We start from the raw sequence: 19731 nt of genomic DNA on the forward strand, positions 1-19731 counted from the left end.
TTGCCAAGTTCTTCGTAGGTCGGATACTTGTATCCGACATTTTCAGACGAAACCACAAGTTTTGTCGGATACAAGTATCCGACCTACGCGGTATGAAATTTAAGAACTTGGCAGGTCTGCACCCTAGCCCTCCCCCGTTGGAGACGGGGGAGGGGAAAGATTGGCGTAAATCCCAAAAATTGTCGTGTACTGAAAGGCTGCCTGAAACATTCTTCTGTGGCAAGGTTGCGACAGGGTGTGTGTTAAAAAATGTAATTATATCTGAAAAATAAAAAAATCCCAAAGAAACAAGGCATTTTTATTGTTCAGGCAGCCTGAAAACCACGACCGCAGCCAAATTCCGCTAAAATATAGTGAATTCAATTTAAACCAGTACCACCTTACCAGCTCCCTTATGTACTCGCTGTACACGGCGGTCGCTGTCGCCTTGTCCTGATTTAAATTGAAGCCACTATCAACCTTTTTCTCACACCCAATTTATTGATAATTTATGAGCCATTCCGCCCTCACACGCCGCTTATACTTACTTTGGCTACCCATTATTGGCTTTGTTGCCGTCATGGTTTACCTATCGCAAAATCATTACAAACCCGAAAAAGAAGCCCAATACGGCTTACAACGTCTCAACCATTGGCGCAGACAAGCGGGTTTACAGCCCCTTGAATTCAACAGCAGCCTGCAAAAAGCCGCCCAAAACCACGCCCAATATTTAAGCAAAGACGCAGACGGGCACGAAGAACACAAGCGCAGCAATCCCCATTTCACAGGCGTTACGCCACAAGACCGCGCCACCGCAGTCGGCTACCCCGCCGCTGTAACCGAAAATTTAACCATCAGCAATTTCGCCCGTTCAGGCAAACGCAGCGTAGATGGCTTGATGACCGCGCTCTATCATCGCCTAGCCCTGCTCCACCCCGATGACAGCGAAGCAGGCGCGGCATGGTCAAATGGGCGCAACAGCGCGTTTGTGATTAAACAAGGCAATCGTGAAATGCGCGAATTATGCGAAACCCAGCCCGCCGCCCAATCAGGCAAACGCTATATTTTAACGCTGACCTGTTTGGGGCAAAAAACCGAAATTCCTGTCAATCAGCCGCCCAATGAACACACCATCACCGTCAAATACCCCATCGGCAGAAACATTGAACCCAGCTACGATGGCACAGAAAAACCCAACCCCATGCCCACCACCGACAAAACAGGTAATCCGATTAGCATTGCATTTCACGGCAAACAGGACGATATTCGTTTGATTTCATTTAAATTATATCAAGGCAGCAGCGAAATCAGCCCCACCACCGTTTTACACGCCAGCAATGACCCCAATCGCCTATTGAGCAAAACCGAGTTTGCCCTATTCCCCATCAAACCGCTTGATTTTGAAACGGAATACCGCGCCGAATTCAAATATGCACAAAATGGACAGGAAAAATCCGAAGTGTGGACATTTAAAACGCGTAAGAAAAAACATTTTTTGGAATTTTAAATATTTCAGGCAGCCTGAAAACCAAATTACTCAAATAATAAAAAAATCATGAACATAGACAGCCTAATTGAAGCCGCTTTGCTTACCCAAGCCGAGCCACTCACCGAACTCACCCTACGTCGCCTTGCCGACCCGCCCCTTTCCGAAGACGAATTGGCGGAATTTATGACCATGCTGCAAACGCGTTGGCAAAATCGCGCCCTGCAATTAATCCACACCGCGCAAGGTTGGCGATTCCAAATTGCACCCGAAGCCTTTGAATCATTGGGGATTTTGCACGAACAGCGCACGCCGCGTTATTCACGCGCGGTGATGGAAACGCTCGCCATCATCGCCTACCAACAGCCCGTTACGCGTGGCGATATTGAAGCCATACGCGGCGTAACCGTTTCCCAAACCGTGATACAAACCCTCCAAGAACGTGGCTGGGTGGAAGTGATTGGACACCGAGACGCAGTCGGCAAACCCGCTTTGTGGGCAACCACCGACCAATTTCTCGCTGATTTGCAATTGAAAAGCCTAGCCGATTTGCCGCCTTTAACCGAATTGGGCGAACTCGTTTTGCCCGACATCACTGATTTGCCCAGCGAAGCAGATGAATCATGAGTCATGCAAGTATTTTAATTATTATCAGTAGTTTATGTATGATTTTGGCAGCGTATGTATTTGCCAAAATCTTCAGGCAGCCTGAAAACAATCAACAGCGCAGCCGTCAATTAGACGGTTTGCGCGGCATACTCGCTTGCGCCGTGATTGCCCACCACAGCTATTACACATTCACATGGCGCGAAGGCGGCTCGTGGGGCGCAAACAGCTTAATTATCATCAATTTAGGTGCGGTTGCCGTGTCGCTGTTTTTTATGTTGAGTGCGTATTTGCACATCGCCAAAATCCGCCACAGCCCAAACATGGATTGGCGCGAATTTTACCTTTCACGCGCCAAACGGATTTATCCTCTGTACATTGCTGTTTTTTTATTTGTGATTGGCGTTACTTTGGCGTTTAAGCCGCTTAATGGCGACAATTTCGGCGATTTTCTTCGCTTTTCTGCGCAATGGCTGCTGTTTCAAAACACCAGTTTTCAAGGTTTCCAATCCCATTTAATCATCGCGGGCGTGCAATGGACGCTGGTTTATGAATGGGCGGTGTACTGTATTTTGCCACTTATCCACATGATTTATCATCGGAAAATCACGCTTCAGCCAGCCGCACTCATTGCCCTAGCCCTATCGTATTGGATAATCATGTATCACAGCCAAACGCGTTATTTTTGGCTGTTTATCCTAGCCATTCCCGCCGCCGTGTTTGCCAAACCAATACAATTTTTATTGCAACAATTCCCACGCAGCCATTTGATTTTACTGATACTTTTAACGGGCTATATTTTCGCCTACACCCCAGCTTATTCATGGGAACAGCGTTTGTGGTTGGCGGTGCTGTTTGCCTTTATTGCCAATGGGTTTACTTATGCCAATTTATTGAATTATCATGGTTTAAGCAAACTGGGCGACATCAGTTATGCCATTTATTTGACACATGGTTTGGTGCTGTTTATGTGGTTTGGCGTGTGGAAAATGTTTGCGTTTAAACAGGGGAATTTTGTGGGCTATGTGGCGCATTTGCCTGTGATTTTTGGCGCGACTTTTGTGTTGGCGTGGCTGGGCAATCGCTATGTGGAACAGATATTTTGGCGGCGGAAATAAAATATAGAGAATTCAATTTAAACCAGTACCGCGTTGCCAGCTCCTTGATGTATTCGGTGTACACGGCAGTCGCTGTCGCCTTGTCCTGATTTAAATTGAATCCACCCTACAAGTTTTCAGGCTGTATGTAATATCTTATAGGAAAATCATTATGATAAATCAAAGAATTAATCAATTACGCGATTTAATGCGCGAACAAAATATTCACGCCTATCTCGTTCCCACCGCCGACCCGCATTTGTCGGAATATCTGCCCGACCATTGGAAAGCGCGGAAATGGTTGAGCGGTTTTACGGGTTCGGCTGGCACGCTGGTGGTAACGGCGGACGTGGCGGCGTTGTGGACGGACAGTCGCTATTGGGAACAGGCGGAACAGCAGCTTGCAGGCAGTCTGATTGTGCTGAAAAAACAAGGAATTGACCAAGAGCCTGCCGATTGGCTCGCCGCCGAGTTGCCCGAGCAAGCGAAAGTGGCGATTGCTGCAGATATGCTGTCATTGGCGGCGAAAAAGCGGTTTCAGGCTGCCTTTGGCGCGAAAAATATCATTTTGGACACGCAAACGGATTTGCTGACGATTTGGCACGACCGTCCGCCTTTGCCGACCGCCCCCGTGTTTGCCCACAAGGCGGAATATGTGGACGAAAGCGCGGCGCAAAAATTGGCACGCGTACGCCAATTTATGCAGCAAAAACAAGCGGATTACCACCTGATTTCCAGTTTAGATGATATTACGTGGCTGACCAATTTGCGTGGCAATGATGTGCCGTACAACCCTGTTTTTTTGGCGTATTTGCTGATTTCGGCGGATTCGGCGGTTTTGTTTACCGATGTGAACAAATTGGGCGCAGCAGAAAAATCTATTTTACAACAAGCAGATATTCAATGGGCGGATTACGCTGGTGTCGGCAAGGCGTTGGCGGCGGTTTCAGGCTGCCTGTTGTTGGACGAAAATAAAACGGCGGTGGCAACATTAATTAATTTACCAGAAGATGTTGAAATTATTGAACATATTAATCCAAGCAGCCTGTTTAAAGCGAAAAAATCCGCCACGCAAATCGCGCATATTCGCCAAGCCATGCGACACGATGGCGCGGCGTTGTGTGGCTTTTTCGCGCAATTGGAGCGCGAGTTGGCAGAAGGTAAGCCTTTGACAGAATGGGATATTGGTAAAATGCTGACCGCTCATCGCAGCCAGCAGCCGCATTATATTTCGCCCAGTTTTAACACGATTGCGGGTTTTTGCGAAAATGGGGCGCAACCGCATTATGCCGCCAGCGAAGATTCGCATAAACAATTGATGGGCAATGGTTTATTGTTAATTGATTCGGGTGCGCAATACCATGATGGCACCACCGATATTACGCGTGTGATGGCGATTGGCACGGCAACTGAAGCAGAGTGTATTGATTTTACGCTGGTTTTAAAAGCGCACATTGCGCTGGCAACGGCAGTGTTCCCCGCGAATATTTCGGGGGCGGTGGTGGACGCGATTTGTCGCGCTCCTTTGTGGCAAACGCAGCGTGATTATGGGCATGGCACGGGGCATGGCGTGGGTTACTGCTTGAATGTACACGAATTTCCTGCCACGATTGCCTACCGTGCGGCGGCAAATCCACACAATATGATGCAGGTGGGGCAATTGATTTCCAATGAACCTGCGCTGTATCGGGCGGGGCAATATGGCATTCGCATTGAAAATTTGATTGTGTGTCAATCAGTTGGCACCAGTGAATTTGGCGAATTTGTCGGTTTTGAAACGCTGACTTTGTGTCCGATTGACACGCGTTTGGTGAAAGTGGATTTATTGACGGCGGCGGAACGGGCGTGGTTGAATGCCTATCATGTTGAAGTGTATGAAAAATTATCGCCTTTGGTGCAAGGAGAAGCCTTGGCGTGGTTGCGTGAGCGTACGGTGATGATTTAATTAATAAAAAGGCAGCCTGAAAACTTTTTCAGGCTGCCTTTTCATTTATTTTTTATTTGATGAATTATTTCGCTGCGCTAGCGGCGAAACTTTCTGATTTACCAAACCATTTGCTTTCCAATTGGGTGTAGGTGCCATCGGCTTTGATGGTGCTTAAGCCTTTGTTGATGGCTTCACGCAAACCATCGTTGCGCCCTTTGCGGAATGCGAAACCGTATTGTTCTTTGGCGAAACTTGGGTCTACCAAAGTGTATAATTTTGCGTTCGGATTTTGCGCTGCGTAATAGCCGACCACGCTGCTATCGCCCACCACCGCGTCCACGCCGCCGCTTTCCAATTCTTTGAATGCCAAAGGCATGGTTTCAAAGCGTTTGATGTTTTGGCTGTCTTTGCCTTGCAGATTTTGCAAAATCAAATCGCCTGAAGTCGCCGATTGTACCGAAGCCGTGCGCGTTTTCAAATCAGCAAATGATTTGATATTGTCTTTGTTGCGCTCGGTGGTGATAATCATCTGGGTGGCTTCAAAATACGAGTCGGAGAAGTCAAGTTGTTGTTTACGCTCTTCATTAATTGTAATGCTGGCGAGCGCAATATCGCTATCGCCTTTGCCCACATTGGCGAAAATGCCTTCAAATGGTGTGTTCACAAATTCCAATTTAACATTTTGCGATTTGGCAGCCGCGTCCAAAACATCGTGTGAAAAACCAACGACTTTGTTGTTTTCCATAAATTCCATAGGCGCGTAACTCGCGTCTGTGGCGACGATGTAGGTTTTGTTTACGTCCAAAGTGGGCGCGGCGGTGCTGGCGGCTGGGCTAGACGTGGTGGCGGGTGTGCTGTTTTGGTTGCCACCGCCACAGGCTGCCAACATTAACGTAATGCTGGAAATCAATAGGGTACGGGTAAACATTTATTTTTCCTTATGAAAATGAATTTTCAGGCTGCCTAAAATAGGGTTTAATCTTTTTTTAATAATTAAAAGGCTGCCTGAAAAGCCATCATTGTGTTTTTCAGGCAGCCTGAATGATTTGAGTACCTAAAAATTAACGCAAAATCACTTCTACGCGGCGACTATCGCTGCTTTCTTGCATAGGGTTACTCACCTCAATGCTGCTGTCGGGAATGCCTGCTGCCAGTAATACGCTGCGTACTGCCAAAGCGCGGTCGCGTGCCAAACGTTCATTGGATTCCACGTTTGAGTAAGTCAAAACCACCACTTTTTTGCCTGTTTTTGCGCCTTCTACGATGTCTTTCAGGGCTTCTAAAGTGTTGGCGGTAACGTCTGCTTTACCTGTGGCAAAGTAGAAACGCACCATGCCATTTTCAGCCACCACTTTGCTTTCTGCTTGAATCGCGTTTTCTTTCGCCAAAATTGTGTCTGCTGGGCTAGGCGCGGAAGTGGCAGAAGCCGCCACAACGGGTGCGGCTGGTGCAGCAATTTCAACAATAGTAGTCGCTGTTGTTGGTGTAGGTTCTGGCAACACAGGCGCAGAAACCGCCGCCACTTCAGAAACCGCCAATGGCACAACCACATCGGTCGCCACACCCACAGGTTCTTCATCAGAAGGCGCAATCATGCCTTGAACTTGGCTGGCAGACATTTGCACTGCCATACTGGCGGCTTGTGCTTCGCTGGTTGGAATGCTGCTGGGTGCTTGTTCAGCAATGTGTGCGGCATTAGAAGCAGCAGCGTTTGCACCATTGCTTTCTTTATAATCGGTGTAAATTGCCAAGCCCACCACGCCAATCGCCGTCAGCGCAGCCGCGCCCAAACCTACCCATAAGCCAACACGTTCCCCTTTGGCTGTTACATTGCTGTTTGAATTGTTTTCTGTGTTCATATTCAAGAGTTCCCGATGAATAGATTGAGTTAATATGAAAAATCATTAAAAAATTTGCTTGCATTATACGATAATTTTCTTAACTGTGTCGCGGCTTTTTTTGTCGTGAAATTGTCGCAATTTTACTTACTTATACAAAAAAATACTTGCTGGACTAGAATTTTTAAGCTTACTATTTTAGAATAGAGCCTAGATTCTATGTTTGCGCTGTTTTTCAGGCAGCCTGAAAGAAAATTTGTTTTTGTTTTGTAAGGAATTTTTATGTCTCACTTTCATATACGCCGCGCCCAAATCAAACCCTTGATTGTGTTGTTGAGTGCTTTATTTGCACAACACGCTGCGGCTTCAGGCTACCATTTTGGTACGCAATCGGTTACAGCGCAAAGCACCGCCAATTCATCTTCTGCGGAAGCCAATAATGCTTCTACCATTTTCGCCAACCCTGCTGGTTTAACGTATTTACCTAATCATCAAATTTCAGGTACGGTGAATTTGGTTGCGCCACACATTAAATATTCTGATGGTCAGGCAGAATATTATCGTGGTGGTGAGGTAAAAGGCAGCAATAGTGGCAAAATTACCAAAGATGTTGTGCCTGCACCGCATATTTATGGCGCATACAAAGTAAATGACCGTGTTACGGTCGGCATGGGCATGTTTATCCCATTTGCTTCGGAAACCGAATACAAGGAAGATTCGGTGCTGCGCTACAATATGAATAAATTGGGCTTGACGACTGTGGCTTTGGAACCTGTGGTGTCGTTTAAAGCAACCGACAAGCATTCGGTGGGTGTGGGTTTGGTGGCGCAATATTCTAAAGCGAAGTTGCGTAAATATGCTGACTGGAGCGCGGGTTCTCCTGCCCCAGTTTTGAATGGCATGGCGGCTGTATTAGAACAACGTGGCATTCCACAAAGTGTTACTTTAGACCGTGCCAATTGGCAAGGTCATGGCAATGTAAAAGGTGATGATTGGGGCTTTGGTTATCATTTGGGCTGGCTGTATGATATTAATGACCACGCTCGTGTTGGTGCGAGTTACCGCTCTAAAGTTACGCATAATTTAAAAGGCACGGCTGAATGGGTAGCAGATGGCGTAGTTGCAAAAGCTTTGTATAATCAAGTGATTGGTTTGCCTGCTTCACAAGGTGGGCGTGGCTATTTGCCAAGCGAAAGTGCCAGTGTGAAAATTATTACGCCTGAATCTGCTTCAGTACACGGTATGTATAAAGCGACCGATAAATTAAACCTGTTTGGTGATGTTACTTGGACACGTCATAGTCGTTTTAATCGTGCTGATGTGATATATGAAAATGAGAAAGCTACACCAGAAGGTGGCACTTCTGCTTTAACCACGATTAATCCTAATTGGCGCGATACGTTTAAAGTGGCGGTTGGTGGTTCGTATCAATTGAGCCATCCTTTGCAAATTCGCGCAGGTATCGCGTTTGACCAAAGCCCTGTTCGCAGCGCAAAAGAGCGTTTGAATACTTTGCCCGATGGCAATCGCATTTGGTTCTCTACTGGCGTGAAATATGATTTCAAAAAAGGGCATAGTTTGGATTTAGCCTACACGCATATTCACATCAACGACACGCGTTATGAAAGTGGTAGAGCCATCGGTTCGGACAGCGACAGTAAAGGCGCAAGTTCAGCGAAATTCAATAATTATGCGAATATCTTGGGTTTACAATATACTTATCAATTCTAATCTTGCGTGATTGGAATATTCAGGCAGCCTGAAATGTATGTTCAGGCTGCCTGAAATATTATATGCTATGATTTCTCATTTACTCAAAAGGATTTGTTATGAATGCTAAATTTGCCCTGATTGCTCTGTTTGCTATCACGCCCATCGCGCACGCGCTAGACATTCAACGCTGGCACACGCCACAAGGCAGCGAGGTTTTGTTTGTGGAACGCCACGATTTGCCGATGGTGGACTACAGTGTGATTTTCAAAGGTGCAGGTTCTACCGCCGACCCCGATGGCAAAAGCAATATCGCCGCCGCCACCGCGCAATTATTAACCAGTGGCACGGCTGAATTAGATGAAGAACAATTTAACGCGAAAATCAACGATTTAGCCGCCAGTATGGACGGCGACAATAGTTTTGAATTCAGCAATTTGAGTTTCCGCAGTTTGAGTGAACCCAGCGTTTTGAATGCGACCGCCGATTTGTTTAATCAGGCTTTGACGCGCCCACGTTTTGAGGAAACGGCTTTGCAACGCGTGAAAGACCAAGCGATTTTATTGCTCAAACAAAACGAAAGTTACCCGAGCTACATCGCTTCTCGTGCGCTGACGCGTTTGAATTATCCAAATCACCCGTATGGCAAATCGGCATATCAAACGGTTGAAAAAATTCAAGCGATTGGGCGACAAGATTTGCTGGATTTTCATCAGAAAAATTATACGCAAAATCAGGCGATTATTGCCATAGTCGGCGATTTAACCCGTCCGCAAGCCGAGCAATTGATTGTGCGAACTTTGGCAAATGTGCCGACTCATGTTAATCCCGACACGTCCGCGCCGCCTGTAACGGTCAAAGGCGGACAACGCGAAAATATCCCCTTTCCCCACAGTTCACAAACCACGATTGCCATTGGTTTGCCTGTGATGACGGCGCAAGACCCTGATTATTTTGCCATGATTGTGGGCAACTATATTTTGGGCGGCGGCGGATTTGATAGCCGTTTGATGAAAGAATTGCGCGACAAACGCGGTTACACTTATGGCGCAAGCAGCAGTTTGGCGGCATACGCGCAGGCTGCCCCGTTCACGATAACCTTTTCCACCGAACACAAAAACAGCGCGGCGGCACTCGCAGCCACGCAAGCGGTGTTAGCTGAATTTGTGAAAAATGGCCCGACCGAAGCGGAATTGAAACAGGCGAAAGCGCATATTACGGGCGGTTTCCCTTTGCGTTTTGACAGCAATGGCAAATTATTGGCGAATTTGATGGCGGTGGGGGTGCATAAACGCCCAAGTGATTGGTTTGACACCTATAATGATAAAATCAATGCGCTGACCGTTGATGACATCAAACGCGCTTGGCAACGCAAAATTCAGCCACAGCAAATGAATGTGGTGGTTACGGGCGGAAAATAGGGGGCGTTATTTTTCAGGCTGCCTGAAAAGTAGGCAACTATTTTAATGTAGGGTGCGCTGTGCGCACCAAAATGATTGAATGATTTAAATATTTCAGTAAATTTGGTGCGCACGGCGCACCCTACAATTATTTTTGCCCTGTACCAAAAGGCAGCCTGAAAACCCATTAATCTCATCAAATCAAAATCCAAACATCATGAAAACCATCTTACAAAAAATCATCTATGCCCTTGTATTTTGTTTATTTTTACCCATTATTTTGTGGCAATGGGCGAGCCGCGCCGATTACGCCATCACATTAGCCGTACCCGATGTAGCGTGGGTGGGCGTGGTGGCGGCAATCGCAGGGGTTGCGCTGATGGCGTGGGCGATGGTGAATTTATGGCAACGCGGACACGGTTTGCCCATGAACGCCTTTCCGCCCGAACATTATGTTTTTTCAGGGGCTTACACAATTTGCAAGCACCCCATTTATGTCGGTGCGGTGCTGCTGTGTTTTGGTGTGTCGTGGGCGACAGGTTCGGCGGCTGGGGTTTGGTTGGTAACACCTTTGTTTATTTTAATGATTTTGGCGTATGTTTATGGTTTTGAACGCGAAATCATTGCCCAACATTTTGGCGCAAAACCCTTATTACACAAAATCTTAACCGATTTACCCGCCAATAGCGACACGCCCCCCAGTTGGGCGGAAAAATGGCGCGTTGCTTTGCTGGTGTTTGTGCCATTTTTGCTGTTGTATCAAACTTTTGTGTGGGTGGGAACGCCGTCCGATGTGTGGTACAGCAATGGCGCGGTGGATAATGTGTTGCCCCTATTGCCGTTTACCGTGCTGATTTACAGCGTGAGTTATCCGCTCACGGCGGCAATCCCATTTATGCAACCCAGTCGCCGCCGTTTGCGGGCGTTTGCGGTGGACGCATTTATTGGTATGAGTTTGATTTTTTATGCTTATTTGATTATTCCTGCGGCGGTGGATTATCCCGATGTTTTGGGCGATGACGTGTTTTCGCACATGATTGAATGGGGACGAAATTGGGACACGCCATTGGCGGCGTTGCCATCGTTTCATGTGTTTTGGGCGATGATGTCGGCGCATTATTTGCGCGATGTGGGGCGATGGGGGCGTGTGTTTCAGGTTGCCTCGTATTTGATTATTCTGTCGTGTTTAAGCACGAAAAATCACACGCTGATTGATGTGGTGGCGGCGATGGCGGTGTTTTATGTGGTGCGGAACAAATTATTTGTTTATAGAACATTATTGCGTGTTTGCGAAAAAATTGGCAATTCATGGCAAGAATGGCGTTTTGGCAAAATTCGCGTGATTAATCATGGTTTTTATGCGGCGGTGGGTGGATTTTGGGGTTTTGTGCTGATGGCGTATTTGTTGCCAAATGATATGTGGGCGGTGTATCTGATTGGTTTGATGGGATTTATTGGCGCAGGTTTATGGGCGCAATGGGTGGAAGGCTCATCGCAATTGCTGCGACCTTTTGGTTATTATGGCAGCGTGGTGGGCGTGTTGTTGGCTTTGGTGGTGGCGGCGATGTTTGGCGCAGACGTGTGGGCGATTTTGGCGGCGACTGCGATTGCGGCGTGTCCAATTCAATTGTTTGGGCGTTGCCGTTGCCTGATTCAAGGCTGTTGTCATGGTAAGCCGTATGATGGGTTGGGTTTGTCGTTTGTTCACCCCAAATCGCGTGTCAATAAATTGGCAGGTTGGCGCGGTAAAAATTTATACCCTACACAATTTTATTCCATAGCGGCGAATTTTTTGAGCTTTTTTGTGTTGTGGCGACTGTTCACGCTGGGCGCACCTGCGACTTTGTTGGCTGGGGTGTATTTTGTGTTGAGCGGCGCATTTCGTTTTGTGGAAGAAAGTTTGCGCGGCGAACCGCAAACCCCATATTGGCTGGGCATGCGCGTGTATCAATGGTTGGCGATGGCTTCGGTGCTTTTGGGGATAGGATTGATGTGTGTGGAGAGTGCGCCGCTTATTGCAGGCAGCCTGAATGGGGCGATTTGGGTGCAAGCGGCGGTGTATTTTTGCTTGATTTGGTTTGTGTATGGCGTGGATTTCCCTGAAAGTTCACGGCGGTTTTCGCGTTTAACGCAGGAGTGAATTTAGGCAGCCTGCAACCTTTGCAAAACCCCTAAAATTTGATTGTTAAAAATTTTAATATTTTGAATTTTAAGAAATTTATTTTCAAATAAGTTCAAAAAATGGGGTTTTGCAAAGTAAGCGTAGGGTGGGCAACTTGTTGCCCACGCAGTTCAATCGTGTACACATAAAATGATGTTTTAATGTGAAATATTTCATTTCAGGCTGCCTGAAAAAAATCAAATAACGTGGTGTACATAAAACCGCGTGGGCAACGATTTGTCCACCCTACGTTTGCTCCACAAACCGAACCCCCATTTTCTGCGCCAGCCTATTTTGCAGCGTATCGCGCAATCTCACATCAGACGGCTCTGGTCGTTCAGGCAGATTAAATGAGGGCAACTCTTCATTTTTGTGAAACTTCACCTGATGACGCATTTTCACACCATTCCATGTTATCTGTGCTTTTCGCTTGTTGAAATTAACTTGAATACCGTAAACAAAATATTCTCTCGCCAACATTTCTTGACGCGTTTTTTGATTATCCCACACCGCCCAAATCAAAAATAACACACTTGCCAATCCAGCCCAAAATTTATTCAAACCTTGAGCAGATAAACCAATCAACATCAGAAAGGCAAAAAACACACTTTTAATGTGAGAACGCCAGCCAAACGATTTTTTCATCTCCTTCAAATAGTTTTCACGGTCAAAAATCGGATACAAAATATCCCATGAAATTTGCGTTTGACCTTGCGCCAATTCAGATTGCACACGCGTTAAAGTCTCTCTTGCGGTTTGATTAAAATCCATCATTGTGTCCTTTCAGGCTGCCTGAAAATAATTCAAAAATTCCCTTAATTCATCAGGCAATTCCGCTTTCAAATACAAACGCTCGCCCGTCATCGGGTGGTCAAGTTCCAAAATATAAGCGTGTAAAAACATACGCTTCAGCCCCAATTTCTGCAAACGCTTATTCGCCTGATAATCGCCATACCGCTCATCGCCCGCAATCGGACAATTTTGCGATTGCATATGGACGCGAATTTGATGCGTACGCCCCGTTTTCAAAGTCGCTTGCACCAAACTCAACGCCGAAATCCCCACCGAATGCGTCAGGCTGCCTGAAAACGTGTTCAACACCTGAAACATCGTGTGCGCCGACTGCCCATGTTCATCAACGCGCACCATTTTTTCGCCCGCCGCCCCCGTGTATTTAAACAATGGCAATTGCACATGGCGCAGCGATTTGTCCCACGCGCCCACGCCCAAAGCCAAATACACTTTTTTCGGGTGGTCATTACGCAACATTTCGTGCAATTTGACCAGTGCGCTGCGTTTTTTCGCAATCATCAGCAAACCGCTCGTGTCCTTGTCCAAACGGTGCACCAATTCCAAATACTTCGCTTCGGGGCGCGACTGGCGCAATTGCTCAATCACGCCAAAACTCACGCCCGAACCGCCATGCACCGCCACGCCGCTCGGCTTGTTTAACACGATTAAACAATCGTCTTCAAACACAATCTCAAAATCGCGCGATGGAATCATTTTCTGATTCGGCGCGACTTTTTCCGTCACCCGAATCGGCGGAATACGCACCACATCGCCCGTTTCAATGCGAACATCGGCGTGCGTGCGCCCCTTGTTTATCCGCACTTCGCCGCCCCGAATAATGCGATGAATGTGGCTTTTGGGTACGCCTTTTAATATTTTAATCAAATAGTTATCCAAACGCTGTCCCGCTTCATGCGCTTGCACCGTAATATGATTGACCAAATCTTTGCTAATTGTCGGCATTTTCTCTATAATTCCCGATTGGTTTTGGCAGCAAACAGGCTGCCTGAAAACGGTGTTTGCAAGCCATACGGCTTTGATTAAATTGAAAAAATGATTTTTCAGGCAGCCTGCACACCGATTGCATAGAAAAAGCCGTATATCGCCATTTTACAAAAAAAGCACTTTACACGTTTTCCTTTTTGTTGCCAACCAGCCTACGGCAGCAAAAATATTGTTTGAATACAAAAACCTAGACGATGGCTAACCGAATTTTAAAATGAAATTGAATATGCAACAAAAAATGCTTGCTGCAATCTGTCCCCTCTCCCGTCTGGCGGGAGAGGGCTAGGGTGAGGGTGGCACGTTGAATTTCCACCCCCACCCTAACCCTCCCCCGCCAGCGAGGGAGGGGACAAGTAACTGAAAGTTCAGCCATTTCCGACAACATTTTATGATTGTGTTGCGGTATCACTTTCAGGCAGCCTGAAACCCCAAACCGCTCTTTTTTATCGTCTTTTTTGTCGCACACATCGCAGCGTGATTGTTGAAATTGCGCCACCACGCGAGCGGCATCATCAAACCGAAAACGTGTTTAAATCTTTGTATAACAAGGTTATAAACATGAAAAGAATGCTCTTCAACGCCACCCATTCGGAAGAATTGCGCGTGGCAATTGTTGATGGACAAACCCTATTGGATTTGGACATTGAAACACTCGGCAAAGAACAACGCAAAGGCAATATTTACACAGGCGTGATTACGCGCATTGAGCCGTCTTTGGAAGCCTGTTTTGTGGACTATGGCGTGGAACGTCATGGTTTTTTGCCGTTTAAAGAAATTTCACGCAGCTATTTCCGCGATTATGATGGAGGCAAAGCGCGTATCCAAGATGTGCTGAAAGAGGGTACGCAAGTCATTGTTCAAGTGGAAAAAGATGAGCGCGGCAACAAAGGCGCAGCCTTAACCACGTTTATCAGCTTGGCGGGGCGTTATTTGGTGTTGATGCCGAATAATCCGCGTGGCGGCGGCGTGTCGCGCCGCATTGAGGGCGATGACCGCGCCGAATTGAAAGAAGCGATGGCGCAATTGGACGTGCCAAACGGCATGAGCATTATTGCGCGTACCGCAGGCATTGGGCGCAGCGCGGAAGAATTAAACTGGGATTTCAATTATTTATTGCAATTATGGCGTGCGATTGAAGACGCTGCTGCCGCCCACAAACAGCCGTATTTGTTGTTTATGGAAAGCTCGCTGGTGATTCGTGCCATTCGTGATTATTATCGCCCCGACATCGCCGAAATTTTGGTGGACAACCCCGAAGTTTACGAGCAAGTTTCTGAATTTATGAGTTATGTGATGCCCAATAATTTGAGCAGACTGAAACTCTACACCGACCACACCCCCCTGTTTTCGCGTTTGCAAATTGAGCAGCAAATTGAAACCGCATTTGCGCGTTCCGTGAGCTTGCCAAGCGGTGGCGCGATTGTGATTGACCACACCGAAGCCCTTGTTTCCATTGATGTCAACTCTGCACGTTCCACGCGCGGCGCGGACATTGAAGAAACCGCATTCCGCACCAATATGGAAGCGGCAGAAGAAGTGGCGCGACAAATGCGTTTGCGCGATTTGGGCGGCTTGGTTGTGATTGATTTCATTGATATGGAAGACGCAAAACACCAACGCGATGTGGAAAACACCTTGCGCGATGCGCTGAAAAAAGACCGTGCGCGTGTGCAAATGGGCAAATTGTCGCGTTTTGGTTTGTTGGAATTGTCGCGCCAACGTTTGCAGCCTGCTTTGGCGGAAAGCAGCCACATTGCTTGTCCGCGTTGCGCTGGCACGGGCGTGATTCGCAGCATTGAATCCACAGCTTTGCACGTTTTGCGTTTGATTCAAGATGCGGCAATGAAGGAAAACACGGGCGAAGTCCACGCGCAAGTGCCTGTTGATGTGGCAACTTTTTTGTTGAACGAAAAACGCGCCGAATTGTTTGGCATGGAAGAGCGTTTGGACGTTTCTGTGTTCCTGATTCCGAATACGAATTTGGAAAATCCGCATTACGAAATTTCCCGCATCAAAGTAGATGATTTGGACGAAAACGCGAAACCGAGCTACAAACAAGTTACGCAGCCTGAAAAAACGGAAACCGTGCCATTCGCCAATAAAAAAGGCGAAAAAGCGACTCGCCCCGAGCCTGCGGTGCGTGGTTTGAAACACGCTTCGCCCGCGCCTACGGTTGCGCCGAAAAAGGACAAATCGTGGTGGGATAATTTGAAAGGTTGGTTGAACCGTTTGTTGGGTGGAGAAGAAGAGCAGCCTGCGGCAAAATCTTCAGGCAGCCTGAAAGCGAAAGCGGTGGCAGGTAAACGCAATAATCCCAATCGCCGTCAGCACCAAAATGGGCAAAATAAACCACGCCATAAATCGAATGAGCAGCCTGAAAGTGTGGCGGCAGAAACAGGTAAAACGCGTTTGCAGCAAGATAAGCAGCGCAATAAGCAAGACAGGCAGCCTGAAAATGGTAAAGTTCAAGCTAATTCATTGAATGCCAACGCTAAAGCGGACAGCGCGAAAACGCGTCAGCCCAAACAGCCACACAATAAACAGCCGAAAGCGGAGATGGCGGTAACGGGTTTACCTGTGAACAATCAGGCAGAAAAACCGCGTAAACAGAAGCAGCCAAAACAAAAACCGTTGATTGTGCAGTTGGGCGCGGAAGAGCCAAACACTACGCGCAAACCGCGTAATCAGCAAAATCGCAATCCGCAAAAACGCGCCATTCCATCGGCTTTACGCATGGAGCATTATTTTGATGTGGGCATGGCGGCGGAACGCGTGGAAGCGGCGGTGGTACACGTTTTGCGTAAGGAATATCCTGATTTGGCGGCGGAAAGTGCATTGGTGGCGGAATACGATGCGCGTGAAGTGGTGATTACGGTTGCGCCTGCGGTGGAAGAATTTGCGGAAGTGGGCGTGCAAGTTGATGATGTGATTGTGAAATCGGCTGAAGACACGGCACCTGTTGTGGAAGCAGCGGAATCTTTGGCGGCGATGGAATCTGCAAGTGAAATTGAAGCTGAAACCGAAACTGAAACAGTCAATGCGGTGGAAACAGAAATGGCACAAACCGCCGAAGCCGAACCTTTGGTGCTGACTGCGGAACCCGAAGCGATTAATTTGGACGAACTGGAAACGGTGAGTGATGATGAATTGCTGGGTTTGGTGGACGCGAATTTGGCAGACACGTCTGTTGCGCCCGAAGCAGAAAAACCATTTGATTTAACCGATGGTGAATTGGAAGCAGATTTCAGGCAGCCTGAAACCGCCAGCACATCTGATGAAGCAGATGAAATGGTGGAAGTGGCAGAAGTGGCAGAAACGGTCAAAGCGGTGGAAACGGCAGAAACCCTGCCAACTGTCGCCGCTCCCGAATTGCCCAAAGTGGCAGCAGACGTGGAAACGGTTAGCGAAACGGTTGCGCCCGAGCCTAAACCTGTCGCAACGGTGTACAGCAAACGTGCGAATGATTTTGCGGGTGTGGATTTGGGTGATTTGCAGTTGGTGGAAACCAGTCCACGCGCTTTGATTATGGATTCTATGCGTATTGAGCCACCGCGTGTGTATGGTAAGCGTTATCGTGATTTGCCGATTCGTATGCCGTCTGATGAAAAAATTGAGATGATTCAAATTGAAACCTTGAAATCTTGATTTTAGAATTAATCAAAATCCCCTCATTTTGTTGTGAAACAGAATAGGGGGATTTTTTTCAGGCTGCCTTTTTGTACACGATAAAAATCATCGTAGGGTGCGTATTACGCACCGAGTTTCGTGTAAATTGAACGATTTGGTGCGTGGTACGCACCCTACATTTTGGGCATTGGTAAAATTGTCGAGTGTTGTAAGGCAGCCTGAAAATCTGTTCAACTGATAAATGCGTTAAAATACGCCGTTTTTTATGTTCAGGCAGCCTGAAACCATGTTTCGCAAAAAAATTCAAACCCGTACAGTCAATCCCGACCATCTTGCCACGCTGATTCAATCGGGTGCAGACCCGCTTTTGGCGCAACTTTACGCGGCGCGCGCGGTGCAAAATCCCGATGAATTAGACGACCATCTGCAATTACTCATTCCCTATCAACAATTGACCAATTGTGAACGCGCCGCGCAACGACTCGCCCAAGCAATTGAACAACAAGAAAAAATCCTGATTATCGCCGATTATGATGCGGACGGCGCAACGGCGTGTTCAGTCGCCATGAAAGGTTTGGGGGCGATGGGGGCGGTGGTGGATTTTTTTGTCCCCAATCGTTTTGAACATGGCTACGGGCTGACCCCTGAATTGGCGGATATTGCGGCGCAAAAGGGCGCGAATTTGATTGTTACGGTGGACAACGGCATTTCCAGCCGCGAAGGGGTAGCGCGCGCCTATGAATTGGGCATGGACGTGTTGGTAACCGACCATCATCACGCAGGCGACCATGTGCCTGATTGCATTATTGTCAATCCCAATCAAAAAGGTTGCACTTTTCCCAGCAAAAATTTGGCGGGAGTGGGGGTGATTTTTTATGTGTTGATGGCGTTGCGGGCGGAATTGCGGGCACGGCATTATTTTTCAGGCAGCCTGAAAGAGCCAAATTTGGGCGATTTATTGGATTTGGTGGCGGTGGGAACGGTGGCGGACGTGGTGCCGCTTGACCATAATAACCGCATTCTCGTTTCGCAAGGTTTGAAACGCATTCGGGCGGGCAAAACGGGTTATGGCATTCTTGCCCTGTTTCAGGCTGCCCGTTATGACGCGAAAAAGGCGCAACCGATGGACATTGGTTTCAAAATTGCGCCGCGCATTAATGCGGCTGGGCGGCTGGACGATATGTCGGTGGGCATCGCGTGTTTATTGGCGCAGGATTGGGAGATGGCGCAATCCATTGCGGCAGAATTAAATGAATTAAATCATACCCGTCAAGAAATTGAACAGGGCATGTTGCAACAGATTTTGGGCGAATTTCCCGACAGGCTGCCTGAAAATCAAACCACGCTCACGGCGTATCGCCCCGATTTTCATCAAGGCGTGGTGGGCATTGTGGCGAGCCGTTTGAAAGACAAATTTTATCGCCCAACTTTTGTGTTTGCCCCCGATGATGATGGCAATTTGCGCGGTTCGGGGCGTTCCATTCAGGGGGTGCATTTGCGCGATGTGGTGGACACGATTGCAAAACAATGTCCTGATTTGATTTACAAATTTGGTGGTCATGCGATGGCGGCGGGTTTGACCATGCGCGGCGATGGTTTGGCTCAATTTCAGGCTGCCTTTGAAGATGTGGTGGCGAAATTGGTGGACAAAGATATTTTGTCGCAAATTTTTCTCACCGATGGCAGTCTGAACGCCGCCGATTTGACTTTGGAACGCGTCCAATTTTTAGCCACGCAAGTGTGGGGACAAGGTTTCCCCCAGCCCACATTTTGCGATGAATTTGTGATTACGCGCCAACAAAGCATGGGCGCAGATGGCAAACACCGCAAAGCATGGTTGAAAAAAAATGGGCAAAATCAACAGGAAGTGGAAGCCGTATTTTGGCGATGTGAACACGAGTTGCCCGAAGAAATTCGCGTGGTGTACCGCCCTGTGGTGAACGAGTGGGGCAATCGGGTGGATTTGCAATTGTATGTGGAGCATTGGGAAGAAGTGTTGCCGTTTTGAGTTTCAGGCTGCCTGAATATGTACGACAATTTGTAGGTCGGGCATTTATTCGGTGCGTGGTACGCACCCTACATGAATTTTGTTGTACCGAAAGG

Annotated in this window: 15 protein-coding genes; 9 read left to right on the forward strand and 6 right to left on the reverse strand. The window is 47.6% G+C overall.

Annotated features, from left to right (window positions below; genetic code table 11):
* Positions 1-490 precede the first annotated feature (490 nt).
* The 4 genes from Q338_RS05485 (at position 491) to Q338_RS05500 (ending at position 5113) form a co-directional block, all read left to right on the forward strand.
* Positions 491-1486, forward strand: a complete 996-nt coding sequence (locus Q338_RS05485) for a CAP domain-containing protein (RefSeq protein ID WP_034292850.1) — start codon at positions 491-493, stop codon at positions 1484-1486.
* A gap of 48 nt (positions 1487-1534) precedes the next feature.
* Positions 1535-2092, forward strand: a complete 558-nt coding sequence (gene scpB / locus Q338_RS05490) for an SMC-Scp complex subunit ScpB (RefSeq protein WP_034292852.1) — start codon at positions 1535-1537, stop codon at positions 2090-2092.
* The gene (locus Q338_RS05495) at positions 2089-3189 is read left to right on the forward strand and encodes an acyltransferase family protein (RefSeq protein WP_034292854.1); all 1101 of its coding nucleotides are present in this window, start codon (positions 2089-2091) and stop codon (positions 3187-3189) included. The genes scpB and Q338_RS05495 overlap by 4 nt, the downstream gene beginning before the upstream one ends.
* 145 nt (positions 3190-3334) lie before the next feature.
* Complete coding sequence (locus Q338_RS05500; protein WP_169815847.1) at positions 3335-5113, forward strand: aminopeptidase P family protein; 1779 nt, start codon at positions 3335-3337, stop codon at positions 5111-5113.
* Between the two features lie 64 nt (positions 5114-5177).
* Here Q338_RS05500 and Q338_RS05505 read toward each other — a convergent pair whose 3' ends face one another.
* Both Q338_RS05505 and Q338_RS13710 read right to left on the reverse strand, forming a co-directional pair.
* Positions 5178-6023 carry a basic amino acid ABC transporter substrate-binding protein gene (locus tag Q338_RS05505; RefSeq protein WP_034292858.1) on the reverse strand — a complete coding sequence of 282 codons (846 nt, stop codon included), beginning with the start codon at positions 6021-6023 and terminating at the stop codon, positions 5178-5180.
* Between the two features lie 133 nt (positions 6024-6156).
* Positions 6157-6954, reverse strand: coding sequence for an OmpA family protein (locus Q338_RS13710; RefSeq protein WP_051968507.1), 798 nt, complete (start codon positions 6952-6954; stop codon positions 6157-6159).
* Between the two features lie 261 nt (positions 6955-7215).
* On the opposite strand from Q338_RS13710, the gene Q338_RS05515 reads away from it, so the two are divergent.
* The 3 genes from Q338_RS05515 (at position 7216) to Q338_RS05525 (ending at position 12183) form a co-directional block, all read left to right on the forward strand.
* Entirely contained in the window at positions 7216-8664 is a 1449-nt protein-coding gene (locus Q338_RS05515) for an OmpP1/FadL family transporter (protein ID WP_034292860.1), read from the forward strand.
* A 98-nt stretch (positions 8665-8762) separates the two neighbouring features.
* Positions 8763-10064 carry a M16 family metallopeptidase gene (locus Q338_RS05520; RefSeq protein ID WP_034292862.1) on the forward strand — a complete coding sequence of 434 codons (1302 nt, stop codon included), beginning with the start codon at positions 8763-8765 and terminating at the stop codon, positions 10062-10064.
* A gap of 196 nt (positions 10065-10260) precedes the next feature.
* A complete protein-coding gene (locus Q338_RS05525; protein ID WP_034292864.1) occupies positions 10261-12183 on the forward strand; it encodes a prolipoprotein diacylglyceryl transferase family protein in 1923 nt (640 codons plus the stop codon).
* A 267-nt stretch (positions 12184-12450) separates the two neighbouring features.
* On the opposite strand, the gene Q338_RS05530 is transcribed toward Q338_RS05525, so the two are convergent.
* From Q338_RS05530 to Q338_RS14400, 3 genes are all read right to left on the reverse strand, one after another.
* Positions 12451-12975: a hypothetical protein gene (locus tag Q338_RS05530; protein WP_034292866.1), complete on the reverse strand. Its 525-nt coding sequence runs from the start codon at positions 12973-12975 to the stop codon at positions 12451-12453.
* A gap of 12 nt (positions 12976-12987) precedes the next feature.
* On the reverse strand, positions 12988-13959 hold the full coding sequence (locus tag Q338_RS05535; protein ID WP_034292868.1) for an RluA family pseudouridine synthase: 972 nt from the start codon (positions 13957-13959) through the stop codon (positions 12988-12990).
* A gap of 229 nt (positions 13960-14188) precedes the next feature.
* A complete protein-coding gene (locus tag Q338_RS14400; protein WP_156961039.1) occupies positions 14189-14497 on the reverse strand; it encodes a hypothetical protein in 309 nt (102 codons plus the stop codon).
* 62 nt (positions 14498-14559) lie between these two features.
* Between Q338_RS14400 and Q338_RS05540 the strand changes: the two genes are divergently transcribed.
* Entirely contained in the window at positions 14560-17646 is a 3087-nt protein-coding gene (locus tag Q338_RS05540; RefSeq protein ID WP_034292887.1) for an Rne/Rng family ribonuclease, read from the forward strand.
* A gap of 58 nt (positions 17647-17704) precedes the next feature.
* Here the strand turns inward: Q338_RS05540 and Q338_RS14405 are convergent, their stop codons facing one another.
* Positions 17705-17935: a hypothetical protein gene (locus Q338_RS14405; protein ID WP_156961040.1), complete on the reverse strand. Its 231-nt coding sequence runs from the start codon at positions 17933-17935 to the stop codon at positions 17705-17707.
* Here Q338_RS14405 and recJ point away from each other — a divergent pair.
* A complete protein-coding gene (gene recJ, locus Q338_RS05545; RefSeq protein ID WP_034292870.1) occupies positions 17915-19636 on the forward strand; it encodes a single-stranded-DNA-specific exonuclease RecJ in 1722 nt (573 codons plus the stop codon). The two genes, Q338_RS14405 and recJ, sit on opposite strands and share 21 nt — an antisense overlap.
* The last annotated feature ends 95 nt before the right edge of the window (positions 19637-19731 follow it).

Origin of the sequence: Alysiella crassa DSM 2578, assembly GCF_000745955.1 — a bacterium.
Classification (GTDB): Bacteria; Pseudomonadota; Gammaproteobacteria; order Burkholderiales; family Neisseriaceae; genus Simonsiella; species Simonsiella crassa.